Here is a 15748-nt window from a genome sequence, read left to right on the forward strand (position 1 = left end):
CACCGTTTCGCGCTGCTTGAAATTTAAATGGCAACGACCTATTATTGAAAGCATAACGTTTAGTACATCGTTACCAAGAAAGTAAGTGGTGTTGTGATCAATTACCGTTCAATGGAAATCGAAGACTTGGATGAAATCAGCCGTTTGTTTAAACTCTTAGGCCATCCAAAACGGCTGCAGCTGCTCTATCTGCTGATTCAGCATTCAATGAGCGTCTCAGAAATCAGCAAAGCCTTAAGCTGGGAACAGTCAGCCGTTTCTCATCAACTGCAGCTGCTGCGCAAATATGGACTGGTTAAGCAGATCCGGCATGGCAAGACCATCATCTATCATTTACAGGACCCTAAAGTCATGACCTTGATTGCCGATGTCGTTAGCCATGCCGAAAAAATCGTTAAATCATCATAAAAAAACGCACTGGAAAAAAACCAGTGCGTTTTTTAGTCTTCAGTCATGTGCTCTTTGATCAAACGATTGATCGCCTGAGCATCCTCATTATTTTTGCTGATGGTCAAAAGCGTATCATTACCGGCAAGCGTACCAACGACTTCCGGAAGCTGCGCGTTATCAAACAGACCCGCCAGCACGGTTGCATAATTGGAGTTCAATGTCGTTTGAATAACATTGATGAATTGAACGTTGGTAACCTTCTCAACGTTGTGACTAATGCCATCAAACAGCCGCTGATATTCATCCGCATGGGTATGCAGAATTGAATAGTAGGTATGTCCATGCTGATCACTAACCTTGACAATGTTCAAAGCGTGAATATCTCGAGAAATCGTGGCTTGGGTAGCATCAATGCCATGCTCAGCCAACATTGCCAACAAATCATGCTGCGTGTTGATCCGTTGCTGAGTTACCAGTTCTTGAATCAATTGACGTCTTTCTTTACGATCCATTGTACCCCTCCAACATGCATAATAATTCACTGCTTTTATAATACTATGAATTGAAAGCACTTAAAAGCCAGTCTGCCGTTTTTATTCGGCTTTTTTCAGATAACGGAATATTATGCAATCAATCAGCCGCCAAAGCCTTGATTGGATTTAATCTAGCAGCACGCCGAGCTGGCAATAAGGCGGCCAGAAAAGCAATCAGCAAGGCGCTAACCAAAGCAAATACGACATTGCCCAGTGAAATTTGAACGATATCGTACTTGATCAAGTGGTACAGCTCATGATTCAAGATCAGCTGCGCACCATATGCCAAGACCAAAGCCAAAATTGCCGCAAAAAAGCCGATAAACAGCGATTCAGCGGTAAACAGTCGTCTGATATCCACCTTGCGTTCCCCTAGCGCCCGCAACACACCGATCTCCTTGGTTCGTTCTGAAACCGACATGTACATGGTTACGATAATCATTAAAGCCGACACCAATAAGGAGATACCAGCAATCGCTGCCAGAACGATCGTTGCCAGCTGAACGTAAGTGTTGACCGTCTTGAGCATCGAACCAACTGTAATCGCGCCTAAAATTCGCTTATTGGTCTTCGCATCCCGCAGATTATTGATCTTAGCAGCCGTCTTATCAACCTGGTCCAGTGACTTCACACTGACGGCAGCATAGTTTGGCTGCGTTGACGCATTGCTTTCGCTAAGCATGCTTTTGATTGTCTGATAGCTCATCGCCGTGGTGGCCGAAACTCCCGAAGCAAAGCCGACTACCTTCACTGCACGCGTTGACTGCGTTGGCTGACCGTCAGCATTGACCCAGTTAAACGTAATCGTCACGGTTTGATTCAACAAACGCTGATAATGTTTTGCACCCGCCAGCTGAATTGCCTGCTGCTTATTTAAAACAATCTGGTTGGCATGCGGTACGTGACCTTTTTTGATTGAGTTCGTGGTATAGGCTTTGCTCCAGCTGTTAAGATTGGTACCGCTTTGCACCTTGTCTTGATAGTTTATTTTATAAGCAGCAATCGAGTACCCTGGCTGAACTTTTGCAACTCCAGCAATGTTTTTCAAGCGGTTCAAATCCTGAGCCCCTAAAAACATTGCCTGCGGATTGGCTGCCATATTCTGCATCGAGGCCTGCAGCTGATCCTGGTTCAGCTTTTTGCCGTTGGTGTTGCGCAGGACCGTAATAACCTGTGGATTAGCCAGCGAATTGATCTGATTTTCAATGTAGCCGTTGACACCATTACCCAAGCCACTGAACAGCAGCACGGCAAATAAACCGATCGCCGTTCCCAGCATAATTAGCGAGTTGCGCCAAAAGTTATATTTAAAATGCTTAAAAGCAGTCTTAAAGCTAGCCAATGCCGGTAAAGGACGCGATTTCAGCCGCGTAGGATCCTTTGGCAGCGTATAGGCCGGCCGCAAGCGTTGATCACCATCGATAACGCCGTCTGCCAGATGAACGATTCGTGTCCCGTGGTTGGCAACGTCTTGAGAGTGGGTCACCGCAATGACGAGCTTACCATCTTTGGCGATACCATCCAGCAGTTCCAGAACTTCTTGCGTATTTTGACGATCCAAGGCCCCAGTTGGTTCATCAGCAATAATGACTTGTGGATCACTGGCTAAGGCTCTGGCAATCGCAACCCGCTGTTTTTGCCCACCGGAAAGCTGATGTGGATACTTACGCAGCTGGCCTTTTAACCCAACCTGTTCCAATAAAGACACAGCGCGTTTTTTTCGCTCTTCTGCTGATAGATCCGTCATATCCAAAGAAATCAGCACGTTTTCCAAAACCGTCAGATGCGTGATCAAATTATAGGCTTGATAAATATAGCCAATCGTCGCCCGCCGGTAGTTATCCATCTGTTTTTCCTGCCGATGATCCAATTTTTGACCATCAACAATGACTTCACCATCAAATTCACGATCCAAGCCGCCAATGATGTTCATCAGCGTCGATTTGCCGCCCCCCGATTCCCCAAGGATTGAGACAAATTCTCCCCGTTCAAATTCAAGATCGATTCCTTTCAGAACCGGAAACTCTTCTTTTCCCAGGAAATATGACTTATGGATATCATGAAGCTCCAAATATGCCATAAAAAACTCCTTACACTTTATTATCTTCAAAAGCTGTTTCTCAAATTGTAAAAGATCCAGTTTATTCGGGCAATTATTCTTATCAGCCCTTAAAATCAAAAACGCATTACTCCAGTTGTTGACCGGCATAATGCGTTTTAGCATAAAATTAGCAGTTATCTAAGCATTCAGCAGCTGCTCAGTCATCTTGCCATCCATAATCTGATAGATGCGATCGGCAAAATCCTTTAACCGCAAATCGTGCGTGACAACGACCACTGCCTTGTCATACTGCTTTGCCATTTCCTTCATCAAGCGCCCTACGACCTTGACTCGCTCGCTGTCTAAAGCAGCTGTTGGTTCATCAGCCAGGATAATTGCTGGATCGGTATACAGCGCACGGGCAATGGCGACTCGCTGATTCTGTCCTCCCGAAAGCTCATCGGGGTATTTATTGACTAGCTGATCGATGCCCAGTTCCTGCAACAATTTTTCCAGCCGATCCGAACTGAGGTTTCCTCTATGAACGCGATCAACCAAGGCAAACTGATCCGCAACGCTCAGATAGGAAAGCAGATTGTAAGACTGAAGTACAAAACCGATTTGATTTAAGCGAATCTCATCCCGCTGCTTTTCGGAAAATTGACTGATATCTTGGCCATCAATCAGTACCTGGCCGCTGGTTGGTCGCTGCAGACCACCGGCAATCGTCAGAAAAGTACTCTTGCCTGATCCAGAGGGCCCTAAAACCAAGCTTAGTTCGCCACTGTGTGCTTTGAAGCTGACGTCTGAAAGCACCTGAACCTTACTGATGCCAGTCCCATAGTCTTTGTTAATATTTTTTAATTCAATTGCCGTCATCCTGCTCACCTCTATCTCATTGCATCTAATGGGTCAATTCGACTGATCATGCGGACCGGCAGCAATGAGCCGGCAACGCCCAAAACGACCAATGCCAGACTCAGGATCCCAGTCAGCGGCCAGTTGATCAGCATTGGTACCGAGCTTGGCATAACTGCCTTGGAAACAATCATCAGCAGCAAGGCGCCAAGCGTGCCGCTGACCATCAGAACCACGGCCTGATCAATCGTTGCCCCGATCAGGTAAGCTGCTGGGATGCCCTGTGCTCTTAGGACTGCATAGTTGGGAATCTTTTGCATCGTCAAAATATATAAGAAAACGGTGATAACAATCAACGAGATCACCATCAAAAAGGCGATCATAAACTCAAATGTCATGTTCTGCGCTGCATAGCCTGGCAATTTGTCAATAAAGGTACTGATTGAGTATTGCTTGAGATTTTTGTTTTTGACCGTTTGCTGCTGATCAGAAAAAATTCCGCTAGCCGCGAACTGATCCCCCGTTCCTTTAAGGGTCTGCCAGATTGACAGGTTGCCGTAGACTACTGAAGCAATATTCAGTTTGGCATCTTTAGCAAAACCCACAACGCGATATTTTTGCGTACTGCCGTTAAGCGTGATCTGATCGCCCAACCGATAGCCTTTGCTCTTTAATCCTTCATCAAGCACAACCTGATTTTTGTCATGCGGCTTGTGACCGCGGCTGAGCTTCAGTTTCTTTTGGTAGATGAACTGCGAGCTGTCTAGACCAACAAACTGAATCGTCTGCTTGGCGGTCGTTCCCTTGGCTCTTTCAATCACTGCCGGCGTCTGCCCGACTAATGCCTGGTGATCGTTTAGCTTAGGCAGATCCGGCTTGGCGATCAGCGACTGACTCAGATTGATATTGGAATTCTTGTTTAAAACCACGCTCTTGGCGTCCCACGAATCGATCGCAGCCGTATTTTCATTGGCCAGCCCCAGCATCATGCCCATCAGCATAAACATCAAGTAGCCGATCAAGACAATCATGCCAATAATCAGACCATATCTTAACTTCTCATGACGAATTTCCTTAACGGCCAGAAACATTTTTATCACCTTCGTTTTCTAATAAGCGCTGCAGAGCCTGCAACAAGCGCTGTAAAATCATTGTCTGTTCATCAGGAAAATTCAGGCACTCCTTGATTGCCGCATGATTGATCGTCATGATGGTCCACTGCAAGGCCGGGACTTTCGAAACTGGATGCATCGGCAGCATTCCTTCGTTACACCGCAAATGAAGCTTGATCAGATCATAATAGCGGCTGCCATGGACCTTTTGCACGAATTCACGCGTCCGTTCAAAATAGTCCTGGGCACTCATCAACTGGTGCGGCGTGGTTGCCACGTTTTGGTGAATATCCTGCATTGCCTTGGCGTACAGATACTGATAAGCATCTTTTAAGTCGGCAAAATACTTATAGAATGCGCCACGAGCAATTTCGGCCTCTTTAACGATCCGCGCTACCTGTGCCGTTGCCAGTGAATGCTCACTAAACTCATGCAACAGGGCCTGCTCAATTTTTTGCCGTTTTTCATGATTCAAATTTTCAAAAGTACTGGTCGGCATCTGAATTCCCCTCCTAATTAAGTGACACCGTGTCAACTACCATGCGATCATACCGCGATAGTGACACCATGTCAACTTTAGATAATAAAAAAACAGCCGCCATTTTGACGACTGCTTTGAATATTTTATCTAAGTGAGTTAGGCTTCTTCGCCACCAACTTTGACAACGGCTTTGGAAACCTTGCCCAACTTGCCGCTGACAAAGTCTTCAACTTCATTAAATTCCAGTTCGTGAGAGAACAGTGGCAATGGATCAACCTTGCCGCTAGCCAGCAGTGCAATTGAGTCTTCAAACGTGTATGGGTTGATGAAGGCACCTTGAATCGTCAACTGCTTCTTGAAGACATCGTAAGTGTTAACAGAGAACTTAGCGTCAGGGTTACCAACACCAAACATCAGCACTTGAGCGCCCTTCGCAGCGGCTGCCAGACATTGTTCTTGAGTCTGTGGCAGACCAACGGCTTCAACGACAATGTCAAACGCATCGGCTGGAATTTCTTCCTTAGTCGTATTGATCGTCTTAACGCCAAAGTGTTCACGGTTGTTAGCCAGCTTTTCGTCAGAGCGGCCAGCCAGCGTTACTTCATGAATCCCGCGTGCCTTCAGAATCTGTGCAAACAGCTGACCTTCAAAGCCATCACCCAGAACCAGTGCTTTTTGGTATGGGTGCGTAGTCAGCAAGTCAACACCATGCATTGCACAAGAAATTGGTTCAACAACGGCAGCTGCCTTTAATGAAACGTTGTCAGGAACTTGGTAGACAACCTTGGCAGGAGCAGTAAAGTATTCCTCAAAGCCACCGTCACGGGTAACCCCAACGGCATCCAAGTGTTCACACAGTTCTGGCCGTGAAGTGCGGCAGTACTTACATTGACCACAGTAGATGTTAGGGTCAACGGTCACGCGGTCACCAACCTTAACATTAGTAACGGCAGCCCCAACCTTGGCTACGACACCAGAGTTTTCATGACCCAATACGATTGGTGGAACCGCTGAAGCAGAGCCAGGCAGACCAGCGTACAGAGCCTTGTCAGTACCACAGATGCCAGCGTAGGCCGTGTGAATCAAAACTTCATCTGGCTTGATTTCAGGAACGTCATATTCTTGAACGGCAAGATCTTTAATTCCTTGTAATACAAGTGCCTTCATCGATTTATACCTCTTTCTTTGTGAAAACATTAATTTAAATTTTGTCAATAGTATAATCCAAATCTCAAACGTATGTCAACCGGTTATCATTCATTTTGATAATCGTTTGACATTAAGCAATCGTTTAACTATACGATAACGCTTGATTTTCAGTAGTTAACTTTTTTGAAGTTTTCGCGACAAAAAATCGTAAGCGTTTCAATATTAAGCATATCAAGACTGCTATCATTTGATTGTCAATGTAAAATTGCTGTAAAATACCGTTAGACAGGCATTCTTCCATTGCAGGACTTTAATTTTTATGTTAGCCTAACAAAGGTGTTTTATTGCATTAAACGTTTTTTATTGGGTAATGCAAATCTTTAATTAAGAAAGGTGGGTTTACCGTGGATAACAACACGAATGACCAACGCCGCAAGCACAAACTGATTGAGTATGCTAACGGCAAATCACTTGAAGAAATCAACGGCACCGTTGAAGTTCCAAAAGGTAAAGGTTTCTGGAAGACGCTTTTAGCTTATTCTGGACCTGGCGCATTAGTGGCTGTCGGCTATATGGATCCCGGCAACTGGTCTACTTCGATCACTGGTGGTCAGGCATTCGGTTATACCTTAATGACGACCATCCTGATTTCAAGTTTGATTGCGATGCTGCTTCAATACATGGCTGCCAAACTTGGGATCGTGAGTGAAATGGACTTGGCGCAAGCCATTCGAGCTCGTACAGGGAAGGCGCTCGGTATTGTCTTATGGATTATGACCGAGCTTGCAATTATGGCAACCGATATTGCCGAAGTTATTGGGGCGGCCATCGCCTTAAATCTTTTATTCCATATTTCATTGATTCCAGCAGTCTTCATCACGGTATTGGACGTCTTAGTTCTGCTGCTGTTGACTAAAATCGGTTTCCGCAAGATCGAAGCAATTGTTGTCTGCCTGATTTTAGTTATCTTGTTTGTCTTTGTATATGAGGTTGCCTTGTCAAACCCTAACTGGGGCGCTGCTTTTGCGGGACTGCTCCCTTCGTCTGCTGCCGTTGCTACCAGTCCTGAACGCCTGGGAATCACTCCTTTGTCGGGTTCATTAGGGATCATTGGGGCAACCGTTATGCCTCATAACCTCTACTTGCATTCAGCTATTTCGCAAACTCGTAAGATTGACCACACTGATGCTGAAGACATCAAGCAGACGATCCGCTTTACGGCATGGGACTCCAACATCCAATTATCAGCCGCTTTCTTAGTTAACTGTTTGCTTTTGATTATGGGGGTTGCCGTATTTAAATCTGGTACGGTTAAGGATACTTCTTTCTTTGGTCTGTATGAAGCTTTAAGCAATACTTCAATGCTGAGTAATCCAATTCTGATCTCAGTAGCCAAATCCGGACTGCTGTCTACGTTGTTTGCAGTTGCGCTGCTGGCTTCTGGGCAAAATTCCACGATCACTGGTACCTTGACTGGGCAGGTTATCATGGAAGGTTTCGTTCACATGAAGATGCCATTATGGGCACGGCGCCTGGTAACGCGTCTGATCTCTGTCGTTCCAGTACTGCTATGTGTTGCTATGACTGCTAAAGACAATGCAATTCAGCAACACGCGGCATTAAACATGCTGATGGAAAACTCACAGGTCTTCTTGGCCTTTGCTTTGCCATTCTCAATGCTGCCATTGCTTTTGATGACTGACAGCAAGGATGAAATGGGTGAGTTCAAAAATTCCGGCTGGGTTAAAGTCTGCGGTTGGCTGTCGGTCGTTTCGCTGACGTTCTTAAACCTTTACAACCTGCCAAGTACTTTTGAAGGCTTTGGCATCTGGAAAAAGAGCACGTCTGATCTGCTGGCCTGGATTACCATCATCGTTATCCTCCTGCTGTTGGCTTGGACAATTTACGATATGTATAAGGGCAACAAGCGTTTAGTCGCTGAAGGCATTCATCATCCTTGGGAATCCAAAGATGATCAAAAGCCAGCTAGTCAAGATTAATAAAATAAATATTTTAATTTATCAATAAAAAACCGTTTGAACGCTTTGCTTCGAACGGTTTTTAGTATTTTTGGTGTATAATATCCTGTGTTTAGGCATCAGCCGCGTTATGCTGACTGCGCGGCCAAAATAATTTTGAGGTGAATATTTTGGACAACCACGATAATAAAGAAAAGCGGCGCCCAAGCCGAGTTGAACTATACGATCAACCAAACAAGCGCCCAGAAAAAAAGACGCATTTCTTCTTTGATAAAAAAGCTGATCGCACGGCTAAAAAAGAAGCTGCGCCAACGTTTAAATTAGATAAGCAAGCCAAGCGCTCATCGCAAAGCAATTCCGATCTGAGTATTAATGCTCAGCCAACTACTAATGGTACGCGCTCTGGCATGAACTCCCAGCCAATCAGCAATGACACTCGTTCCCGTCGCAGCCAGGATCGACTGGGCTCGCGCAATGGTCAGGCAACTGCCGCTAAAATGACCAGCTTAGGCGCTAAATCAGGCAAAAACAAGCAACCAAAAAACAAAAAGCCTGGTCATCGTCCCTTTAAAATTGCTTTGGGAATCCTTTTAGCAGTCTTGATCGTCATGGTCATCGTCTTTGCCGTCAAGCAGCAGGATCCCGTAACCGACAATTCTAGCGATACGACGGTCTCCACGTCTTCTAAGAAAAAATCCAGCAGCTCAAAGAAGTCCAGCAGCCACAAAAAGAAGCATTCTTCTTCCAGCTCATCTTATGAAGCCAACTACGACAACAATGATCAGGATTCGTATTACGTACCAAGTACTACGACGAATTCATCATCTGCTCCAGCGGCCAGCTCATCCAGTCAAACAACTGCCAACAACAGTAATCAGACGACCGGCAATGGCAACAACAGCTATCAGGGCAACAACAGCTATCAAGGCGGCGGCAACTATGGTAACTCTGGCAATAGTGGCAATAGCAACGGCAACAGCAGTTCAACCAATACCAATACGTCTTCAGAATCCGTCAGCGGCAATACCGGTGGGCCAACTCAATCCGGGGCCGCGCAATAGCCAAGATTTTCAAAACGGTCTTGACACGGTCCTGCCTGGTGCATATAATTCAAACTAATGACAAAGGACATGCCTGATGCGGCTGGTTATTCAGGGAGTCGGTACCTTGGCTGGAAGTACCGTTAACCAAGCACATCAGCGTACCACCTTTTTGAATTGTCACTGGCCGAAATAAGGTCAGTCGGGTCGTGCCCGTTACCACACTTAAGAGGCGACGCCATTAGTGCGCCGTAAATTAGGGTGGAACCACGCTGATTATGTTATCAACCAACGTCCCTTTGATTGTTTTTAGCAATCAAAGGGACGTTTTTTATTACCACAAAGGAGAGATTTTACATGGCTCAAGTTGCTGTTATGAACGTCGATGGCTCAGTCAACAAGATTGACCGCGACTCAAAAGAAAGTTTGGACGCCCTGCGTCAACTGTCCGCTCTGATGCTGAAGGCGGCTCTGCAAAAGGAATTTACCGGTATTCGTCTTGGTGCCGACGTTGCTGAAGAAGACGGCTTTTATGTTGACTCTGACAAAGACGAACAGCAGGTTTCTGCTGACGAACTGCCTCAACTGGAAGCTGCCATCAAGGCAATTGCCAAGTCAGAAGCCAAGGTTGAGTTTAAAGAAGTCAGCGTTGAAGAAGCCCTGGCCAGCGTCAAGGACGACCAATTCTCAACCGAACTGATCAACGAAAATGCTAAGGACGGCAAGGTTGCCATGTACGATCTGGATGGCGTACTGGCAGTTGCCAATGGACCGGTTCTGGTATATGCCAACCTGGTTAAGAACTACAAGCTGCTCAGCGTGGCTGGCGCCTACTGGAAGGGTATGTCTTCCAACCCAATGCTGCAGCGGATCTACGGAACGGTCTTCTACAAAAAAGACGATCTGGAAGCTGATCTGAAGGCCCGTCAAGAAGCCAAGGAACGCGACCACCGTGTCATTGGGAACCAGCTGGACTTGTTCTTCGTTGATCCTAAGGTTGGTGCCGGTCTGCCATACTGGATGCCTAAAGGGGCAACGATTCGTCGGACGATCGAACGCTACATCATTGACAAGGAATTGGCTGACGGCTATGAGCACGTCTACACGCCAGTCTTGATGAACCTGGATGCCTACAAGACTTCCGGTCACTGGGCTCACTACCGCGAAGACATGTTCCCGCCAATGGACATGGGTGATGGCGAAATGCTTGAACTGCGGCCAATGAACTGCCCAAGTCACATTCAGGTCTACAAGCACCACATCCGCTCATATCGTGAACTGCCACTGCGGATTGCCGAACTGGGTATGATGCACCGTTACGAAAAGTCTGGCGCACTTTCCGGTCTGCAGCGAGTTCGGGAAATGACGCTGAACGATGGCCACACATTCGTTGCTCTGGAACAGATCCAAGACGAATTTGCCAAGATTCTGAAACTGATCATGGACGTCTACAAAGACTTTGACATTACCGACTACACTTTCCGTCTGTCATACCGTGACCCTAAGAACACGGAAAAGTACTTTGCCAACGATGAAATGTGGGAACGTTCGCAATCCATGCTGAAGGCTGCCATGGACTCACTGGGTCTAGATTACTACGAAGCTGAAGGTGAAGCTGCCTTCTACGGTCCAAAGCTGGACATTCAAACCAAGACGGCCCTGGGCAACGAAGAAACGATGTCCACGATTCAGCTGGACTTTATGCTGCCTGAAAAGTTTGATCTGCACTACGTCGGCGAAGATGGCAAGCAGCACCGGCCAGTTATGATTCACCGTGGGGTTGTCGGCACGATGGAACGTTTCGTAGCCTACCTGACGGAAATCTACAAGGGTGCCTTCCCAACCTGGCTGTCACCTGAACAAGTCGTAATCATCCCAGTTTCCGATGAAAAGCATGGTGCCTATGCCGATGAACTGGCTAAGAAGTTAAAAGCCGCTCAGATTCGGGCCAAGGTTGATCACCGCAACGAAAAGATGGGCTACAAGATTCGGGAAGCCCAAACGCAAAAAGTTCCATACACGCTGGTTGTCGGTGAAGATGAAATGGCCAACAACTCAGTTTCCGTTCGTAAGTACGGTGAAAAAGATCAAAACAGCATGACGGTAGATACCTTCATGGATGAAATTCTGCACGACATTGCTACCTACTCACGTGAAGACTAATCAAAAAAGCTGTCTGGCATCTGCCAAACAGCTTTTTATTATCTTCTCAGCCTCATTAAGCGCTTTTTTACGCCTTTTAGAAGCTAAGATAGATCTTTCATCATTTTAGGGACAAACGCGTTATAATAGGGGAAATTTCAAAAAGCAGTCCTGATCAAATTCTGATCAGGGCTGTTTTTTACTGCAGCGAATCCCAAGCCGTCAGTTGAACCGGCGGCTGCTTAGTCAGCTGCAGCAGTTCTGGGCTAAGGTAGCGCTTGTTGATCACGGCTTCATAGGTGTAGTCTTCAAACCATTTTTGTGTCATGACGAAATAGCCTTTTTCGCCATTTTCCTCGCCCCATGAATTCTCAATCTTCCAGCGATCAATCTGACCGTCAACCTCATTAAAACCAGTCAGCGTCATGGCATGAGAAACGCAGGCTTGTCTGGTTTCCAGCCGTTCTTTTTTGTTCATAACGTAATCAATGCCCAAAAGCGCTTCTGTTTTGTACAGCTCAGCATCCATAATTCCCCGCTTGCGATCCATCTGCTGTAAGACGTCATTGCCGACCCATATGGTTTCTCCTGCTTTCAGCTGCTTGACTACACTTTCCTGCAGTTTTTCAAACGGTACGTTGACAAATTGCAGCGGGATTCCGCCAACGACATTCTCCTGCTGCGGCATTGAGTAGACCTGATTGAGCTTATGATCCGGCGCGTTGGTCAAAACCACATAGTCACGCAAATCTACTTGCCAATATTGATGAAAGAACTCCAATGGCGACAGGTTAGCCTGCCGATGCAGCTGATGATCGTCATCTCGATATTCCAGATCGAACTGCTTAGGCGGCATTCCAAAAGCATAAACGGCCAACCGGTAGACTTCACTGACCATTTTTTCCTTGGCTTGCTGAACTGTAGCCTGATCAGCATGCTGCTCATTGATCATCTTTCGCAGTATCAATGCGTCTTTATGCATCAGGTCTTTCATTACCCCGGCAATATCGTCAGTATTCTTGGTATTGTAGGTGTCTGGCATTACATATTCTGGTACGACGCCATATTTTTCAATGATTGAGGCGGCATTGGCCCACTGACCACCATCATTTTCCGCAAATGCCACATAAAAATCGACCAGCCGATCATGAAATGGCAGCGCAGCCGTAGCAATAATATTTTGTAAAAACATATTAGCCCGTTCAACCCGATCCCAGAAAAACAAATAATTCTGCGACAATTCAAAATCCTTGAAGTTGTACCGACTGGCAAAGAAGTGCCGTAGCGTATTCAGTGTGGCAAACGACCAGCAGCGACCGCTATGCCGCTGATTGGATACCTTGCCCGTCTTGACTTCATATGAAAAAACGCGGTGGTTGCGCTGACTAACATTTTGGTCCTCACTAGCCGCCTTAATACCATTTTTCATCACAGCCCGCGCGATTACAGCAGCATTTGGCCGAGCCTTAAAATCGGCTTCGTAGCTTTGCAGCTGATGCGACGTTAACTTTTCAAACTCTAACATGTTGAATCTTCCTTACTTACAATCTTTTATTGATAATTCTAAAGCAAAATCATCGGCAACTCAAAAGCAGCGCCCTCGCTAAAGAACGCTGCTCATTACTAGTTGTCGGCAAAGAAATGCTTCCATTGCTGATTGATATTATTTTTGGCCGGCTGCGTACGATTCCAGAAACCTACCTTGATCACGCCGACGATCTTACTCTTAGGTACGAATCCCCAATAGCGGCTGTCGTTAGAGACACTGCGGTGATCACCCAAGACAAAGTACTCGCCTTTAGGTACCTTGTAGGCCCCGTTATGCAGCACCCAGCTGTTTTCCTGGGAAATACTGTGCAGCGTCCAGGTTCCGGTACCGCTGGAACGCTCGCTCTTACTGATGTAGCTTTGATCAACCTTTTTGCCGTTAACGTAAAGATTGCCGTTTTTGGCCTCAACCGTATCGCCTGGCAGACCAATAACCCGCTTTACATACTCAGTCTTTACTGAAACTTGCGGATCAACGCCATTAGCATCAAAAACCACTACGCTGCCGCGATGAATTTTGGCTTGCTTTAAACAGACCACGCGCTCGTTATTTTGCAGATTAGGCTGCATGGATGGACCATCAACCCGGACAAACTGAAAAGCAAACTGCTTGATCAGCAATGCCAGCAGCAGACCAATCGCAATTGGCACGATCCAACTCATTAATTCTTTAAAAGCTTTCATCAAAATTGCTCCCAGATTAGATTTCTAACGGCAATTTTAATACACTTTGCCAGTAACTAACAACTTATTCATCATATTCGCGCATCAATTTTTTGGTCAGCTGATAATCGCCAACATATGGAATGTCATGGCCTTTTTCATGCATAAACTGCTCGCGTCCCTTGGCAGCCATAAACATGACGTCGCCAGGCCGCGCCATGTTAAATGCATCTTGAATGGCTTTGGCGCGATCAACGTTGATATGTACCTCAACATCAGGATTATCAATGTGTGATTTGATTTCTTCATCGATCTTGTGCGGATCCTCAAAGAAATTGTCTTCACTGGTTAGAATGGCCACGTCAGCATATTTGGCCAGCACCTCGCCAATATCCTTACGGCGTGACTCGGCCTTACCGCCAGCCGCGCCGATCACTACGATCAAGCGACCGTTGGGATACGTGTTTTTCATGTATTTAAAGCTTTCGTTTAAGCTTAGGTAGTTATGCGCATAATCAACGCAAGCCAACAGCCCGTGGTGATTGCTGAGCATCTCCATGCGGCCAGGTACCGTTGTTTCTTCCAACCCCTTGGCAAAAGCTGCTGTATCATCACTGAACTGACGACCCACGATCAGTGCTGCCAGAGCATTGCTGTCGTTAAACGTACCTGGAATATTGATCTTAAACTCACCATTAAGCTCAGGCTGGCGGTTGCTGAACGTAGCCACGTGAAACTCATGCGGCGAATCGACTACATAACGATAGTCGGCATTAGACTGACTGCTGCCAAATGAGATTACCTGATTGCCAGCGGCCAGCGCTTTTTGGGCCAGCAGCTCATAATAAGGGCACTCACGATTGATGACCACCTTGGATGAGTTGAGCATCAGCTGACTCTTGCAGTACAGGTAGTCTTCAAAGCTTGGATGTTCCACCGGACTGATATGATCGGCAGCAACATTTAAAAAGACGCCAATATCAAAATGCAGACCATAAACTCTTGATTTCTTATAGGCTTGACTGGAAACCTCCATGATCAGATACTTCATGCCATTATCGGCAGCCTGACGCATCATCCGGAACAAATCCAGTGACTCTGGCGTTGTTAAATGAGCTTCCTCAAAATGCTCGCCATCAAGACATTCAGCAATTGATGACAATTGAGCTACCTTACAATCAAAAACCTCATTCATCAAATGACGTGCGAAGTATACTGAAGTCGTTTTTCCCTTGGTCCCAGTAAAACCAATCACTTTCAGTTCCTGCTGCGGGTTGTTGTAAAACTCGCGTGCCAACAGAGCCATTGCTTTTTGGACGTCATTGACTACCAGCTGAACGACTTGATCTTGATCTTTGCCGGCATAGACGTTTTCAGTCACGCAGGCAATGGCTCCCTTAGCAATCGCATCCTCAAGATATTTTTCGTTGAAGTTTAGTCCTTTACACATAAACAGCGTATCAGGTGCAATGTGGCGCGAATCATAAGATAAGAATTGGAGCTTGCGATCTTTGAGATTGGCTGGAACCGCGAAGCGCCAATCATCACCAATTACGATTTCACGCAGCAATTGATCCTGTTTTAAAATGTTGGCAGCTTGATTAAGCGTCAGCATTTCTCCCCCACCTTTCATTTAAACGTTCTTTGCCTTTCGATCATGTTTCGTATTCTGACACAAGATTATGAAAAAAATGCGAAATCCCAACGAAAGCATCAAGAACTTGCCTTTAAGATGTCTTTAAAAGACGACAATAAGGTCCAGTCTGTATACGCACCCACAGACTGGACCTTATCTTCAGTTAACTGTCAAAG

13 protein-coding genes are annotated in these 15748 nt (G+C 46.1%); 4 read left to right on the forward strand and 9 right to left on the reverse strand.

Going from position 1 to position 15748, the window contains the following annotated elements:
• The first annotated feature begins 111 nt into the window (after positions 1-111).
• Positions 112-408, forward strand: a complete 297-nt coding sequence (locus ACLUWI_RS01140; protein ID WP_412145902.1) for an ArsR/SmtB family transcription factor — start codon at positions 112-114, stop codon at positions 406-408.
• A 32-nt stretch (positions 409-440) separates the two neighbouring features.
• Here the strand turns inward: ACLUWI_RS01140 and ACLUWI_RS01145 are convergent, their stop codons facing one another.
• From ACLUWI_RS01145 to ACLUWI_RS01170, 6 genes are all read right to left on the reverse strand, one after another.
• Complete coding sequence (locus tag ACLUWI_RS01145; protein WP_006500851.1) at positions 441-902, reverse strand: arginine repressor; 462 nt, start codon at positions 900-902, stop codon at positions 441-443.
• A gap of 118 nt (positions 903-1020) precedes the next feature.
• Positions 1021-3003: an ATP-binding cassette domain-containing protein gene (locus tag ACLUWI_RS01150; protein ID WP_412145815.1), complete on the reverse strand. Its 1983-nt coding sequence runs from the start codon at positions 3001-3003 to the stop codon at positions 1021-1023.
• Positions 3004-3162: 159 nt separating this feature from the next.
• Positions 3163-3843, reverse strand: a complete 681-nt coding sequence (locus ACLUWI_RS01155; protein ID WP_412145816.1) for an ABC transporter ATP-binding protein — start codon at positions 3841-3843, stop codon at positions 3163-3165.
• A gap of 11 nt (positions 3844-3854) precedes the next feature.
• Positions 3855-4913, reverse strand: coding sequence for an ABC transporter permease (locus ACLUWI_RS01160; RefSeq protein WP_412145817.1), 1059 nt, complete (start codon positions 4911-4913; stop codon positions 3855-3857).
• Positions 4897-5433 carry a TetR/AcrR family transcriptional regulator gene (locus ACLUWI_RS01165; protein WP_412145818.1) on the reverse strand — a complete coding sequence of 179 codons (537 nt, stop codon included), beginning with the start codon at positions 5431-5433 and terminating at the stop codon, positions 4897-4899. The genes ACLUWI_RS01160 and ACLUWI_RS01165 overlap by 17 nt, the downstream gene beginning before the upstream one ends.
• Before the next feature lie 138 nt (positions 5434-5571).
• On the reverse strand, positions 5572-6582 hold the full coding sequence (locus tag ACLUWI_RS01170) for a zinc-dependent alcohol dehydrogenase family protein (RefSeq protein ID WP_412145819.1): 1011 nt from the start codon (positions 6580-6582) through the stop codon (positions 5572-5574).
• 386 nt (positions 6583-6968) lie between these two features.
• Here ACLUWI_RS01170 and ACLUWI_RS01175 point away from each other — a divergent pair, with 386 nt between their 5' ends.
• The 3 genes from ACLUWI_RS01175 to thrS all read left to right on the forward strand — a co-directional run bounded on the left by ACLUWI_RS01175 (position 6969) and on the right by thrS (position 11746).
• The gene (locus tag ACLUWI_RS01175) at positions 6969-8564 is read left to right on the forward strand and encodes an Nramp family divalent metal transporter (RefSeq protein WP_412145820.1); all 1596 of its coding nucleotides are present in this window, start codon (positions 6969-6971) and stop codon (positions 8562-8564) included.
• A 149-nt stretch (positions 8565-8713) separates the two neighbouring features.
• Entirely contained in the window at positions 8714-9604 is an 891-nt protein-coding gene (locus ACLUWI_RS01180) for a hypothetical protein (protein WP_412145821.1), read from the forward strand.
• Positions 9605-9940: 336 nt separating this feature from the next.
• Positions 9941-11746: a threonine--tRNA ligase gene (gene thrS / locus ACLUWI_RS01185; RefSeq protein ID WP_412145822.1), complete on the forward strand. Its 1806-nt coding sequence runs from the start codon at positions 9941-9943 to the stop codon at positions 11744-11746.
• A 178-nt stretch (positions 11747-11924) separates the two neighbouring features.
• On the opposite strand, the gene ACLUWI_RS01190 is transcribed toward thrS, so the two are convergent.
• The 3 genes from ACLUWI_RS01190 to murE form a co-directional block, all read right to left on the reverse strand.
• On the reverse strand, positions 11925-13250 hold the full coding sequence (locus tag ACLUWI_RS01190) for a C1 family peptidase (protein WP_412145823.1): 1326 nt from the start codon (positions 13248-13250) through the stop codon (positions 11925-11927).
• Positions 13251-13348: 98 nt separating this feature from the next.
• Positions 13349-13957: a signal peptidase I gene (lepB, locus tag ACLUWI_RS01195; RefSeq protein WP_412145824.1), complete on the reverse strand. Its 609-nt coding sequence runs from the start codon at positions 13955-13957 to the stop codon at positions 13349-13351.
• 64 nt (positions 13958-14021) lie between these two features.
• Entirely contained in the window at positions 14022-15551 is a 1530-nt protein-coding gene (murE, locus tag ACLUWI_RS01200) for a UDP-N-acetylmuramyl-tripeptide synthetase (RefSeq protein ID WP_412145825.1), read from the reverse strand.
• Between the last annotated feature and the right edge of the window lie 197 nt (positions 15552-15748).

This window comes from Limosilactobacillus mucosae, from assembly GCF_046939755.1.
In the GTDB taxonomy this organism is placed as follows: domain Bacteria; phylum Bacillota; class Bacilli; order Lactobacillales; family Lactobacillaceae; genus Limosilactobacillus; species Limosilactobacillus mucosae_A.

Bases quoted from the DNA above. Each gene is read 5' to 3' on its own strand.
- ACLUWI_RS01140 (WP_412145902.1), top strand. From the start codon at position 112: ATGGAAATCGAAGACTTGGATGAAATCAGCCGTTTGTTTAAACTCTTA.
- ACLUWI_RS01145 (WP_006500851.1), bottom strand. From the start codon at position 902: ATGGATCGTAAAGAAAGACGTCAATTGATTCAAGAACTGGTAACTCAG.
- ACLUWI_RS01150 (WP_412145815.1), bottom strand. From the start codon at position 3,003: ATGGCATATTTGGAGCTTCATGATATCCATAAGTCATATTTCCTGGGA.
- ACLUWI_RS01155 (WP_412145816.1), bottom strand. From the start codon at position 3,843: ATGACGGCAATTGAATTAAAAAATATTAACAAAGACTATGGGACTGGC.
- ACLUWI_RS01160 (WP_412145817.1), bottom strand. From the start codon at position 4,913: ATGTTTCTGGCCGTTAAGGAAATTCGTCATGAGAAGTTAAGATATGGT.
- ACLUWI_RS01165 (WP_412145818.1), bottom strand. From the start codon at position 5,433: ATGCCGACCAGTACTTTTGAAAATTTGAATCATGAAAAACGGCAAAAA.
- ACLUWI_RS01170 (WP_412145819.1), bottom strand. From the start codon at position 6,582: ATGAAGGCACTTGTATTACAAGGAATTAAAGATCTTGCCGTTCAAGAA.
- thrS (WP_412145822.1), top strand. From the start codon at position 9,941: ATGGCTCAAGTTGCTGTTATGAACGTCGATGGCTCAGTCAACAAGATT.
- ACLUWI_RS01190 (WP_412145823.1), bottom strand. From the start codon at position 13,250: ATGTTAGAGTTTGAAAAGTTAACGTCGCATCAGCTGCAAAGCTACGAA.
- lepB (WP_412145824.1), bottom strand. From the start codon at position 13,957: ATGAAAGCTTTTAAAGAATTAATGAGTTGGATCGTGCCAATTGCGATT.
- murE (WP_412145825.1), bottom strand. From the start codon at position 15,551: ATGCTGACGCTTAATCAAGCTGCCAACATTTTAAAACAGGATCAATTG.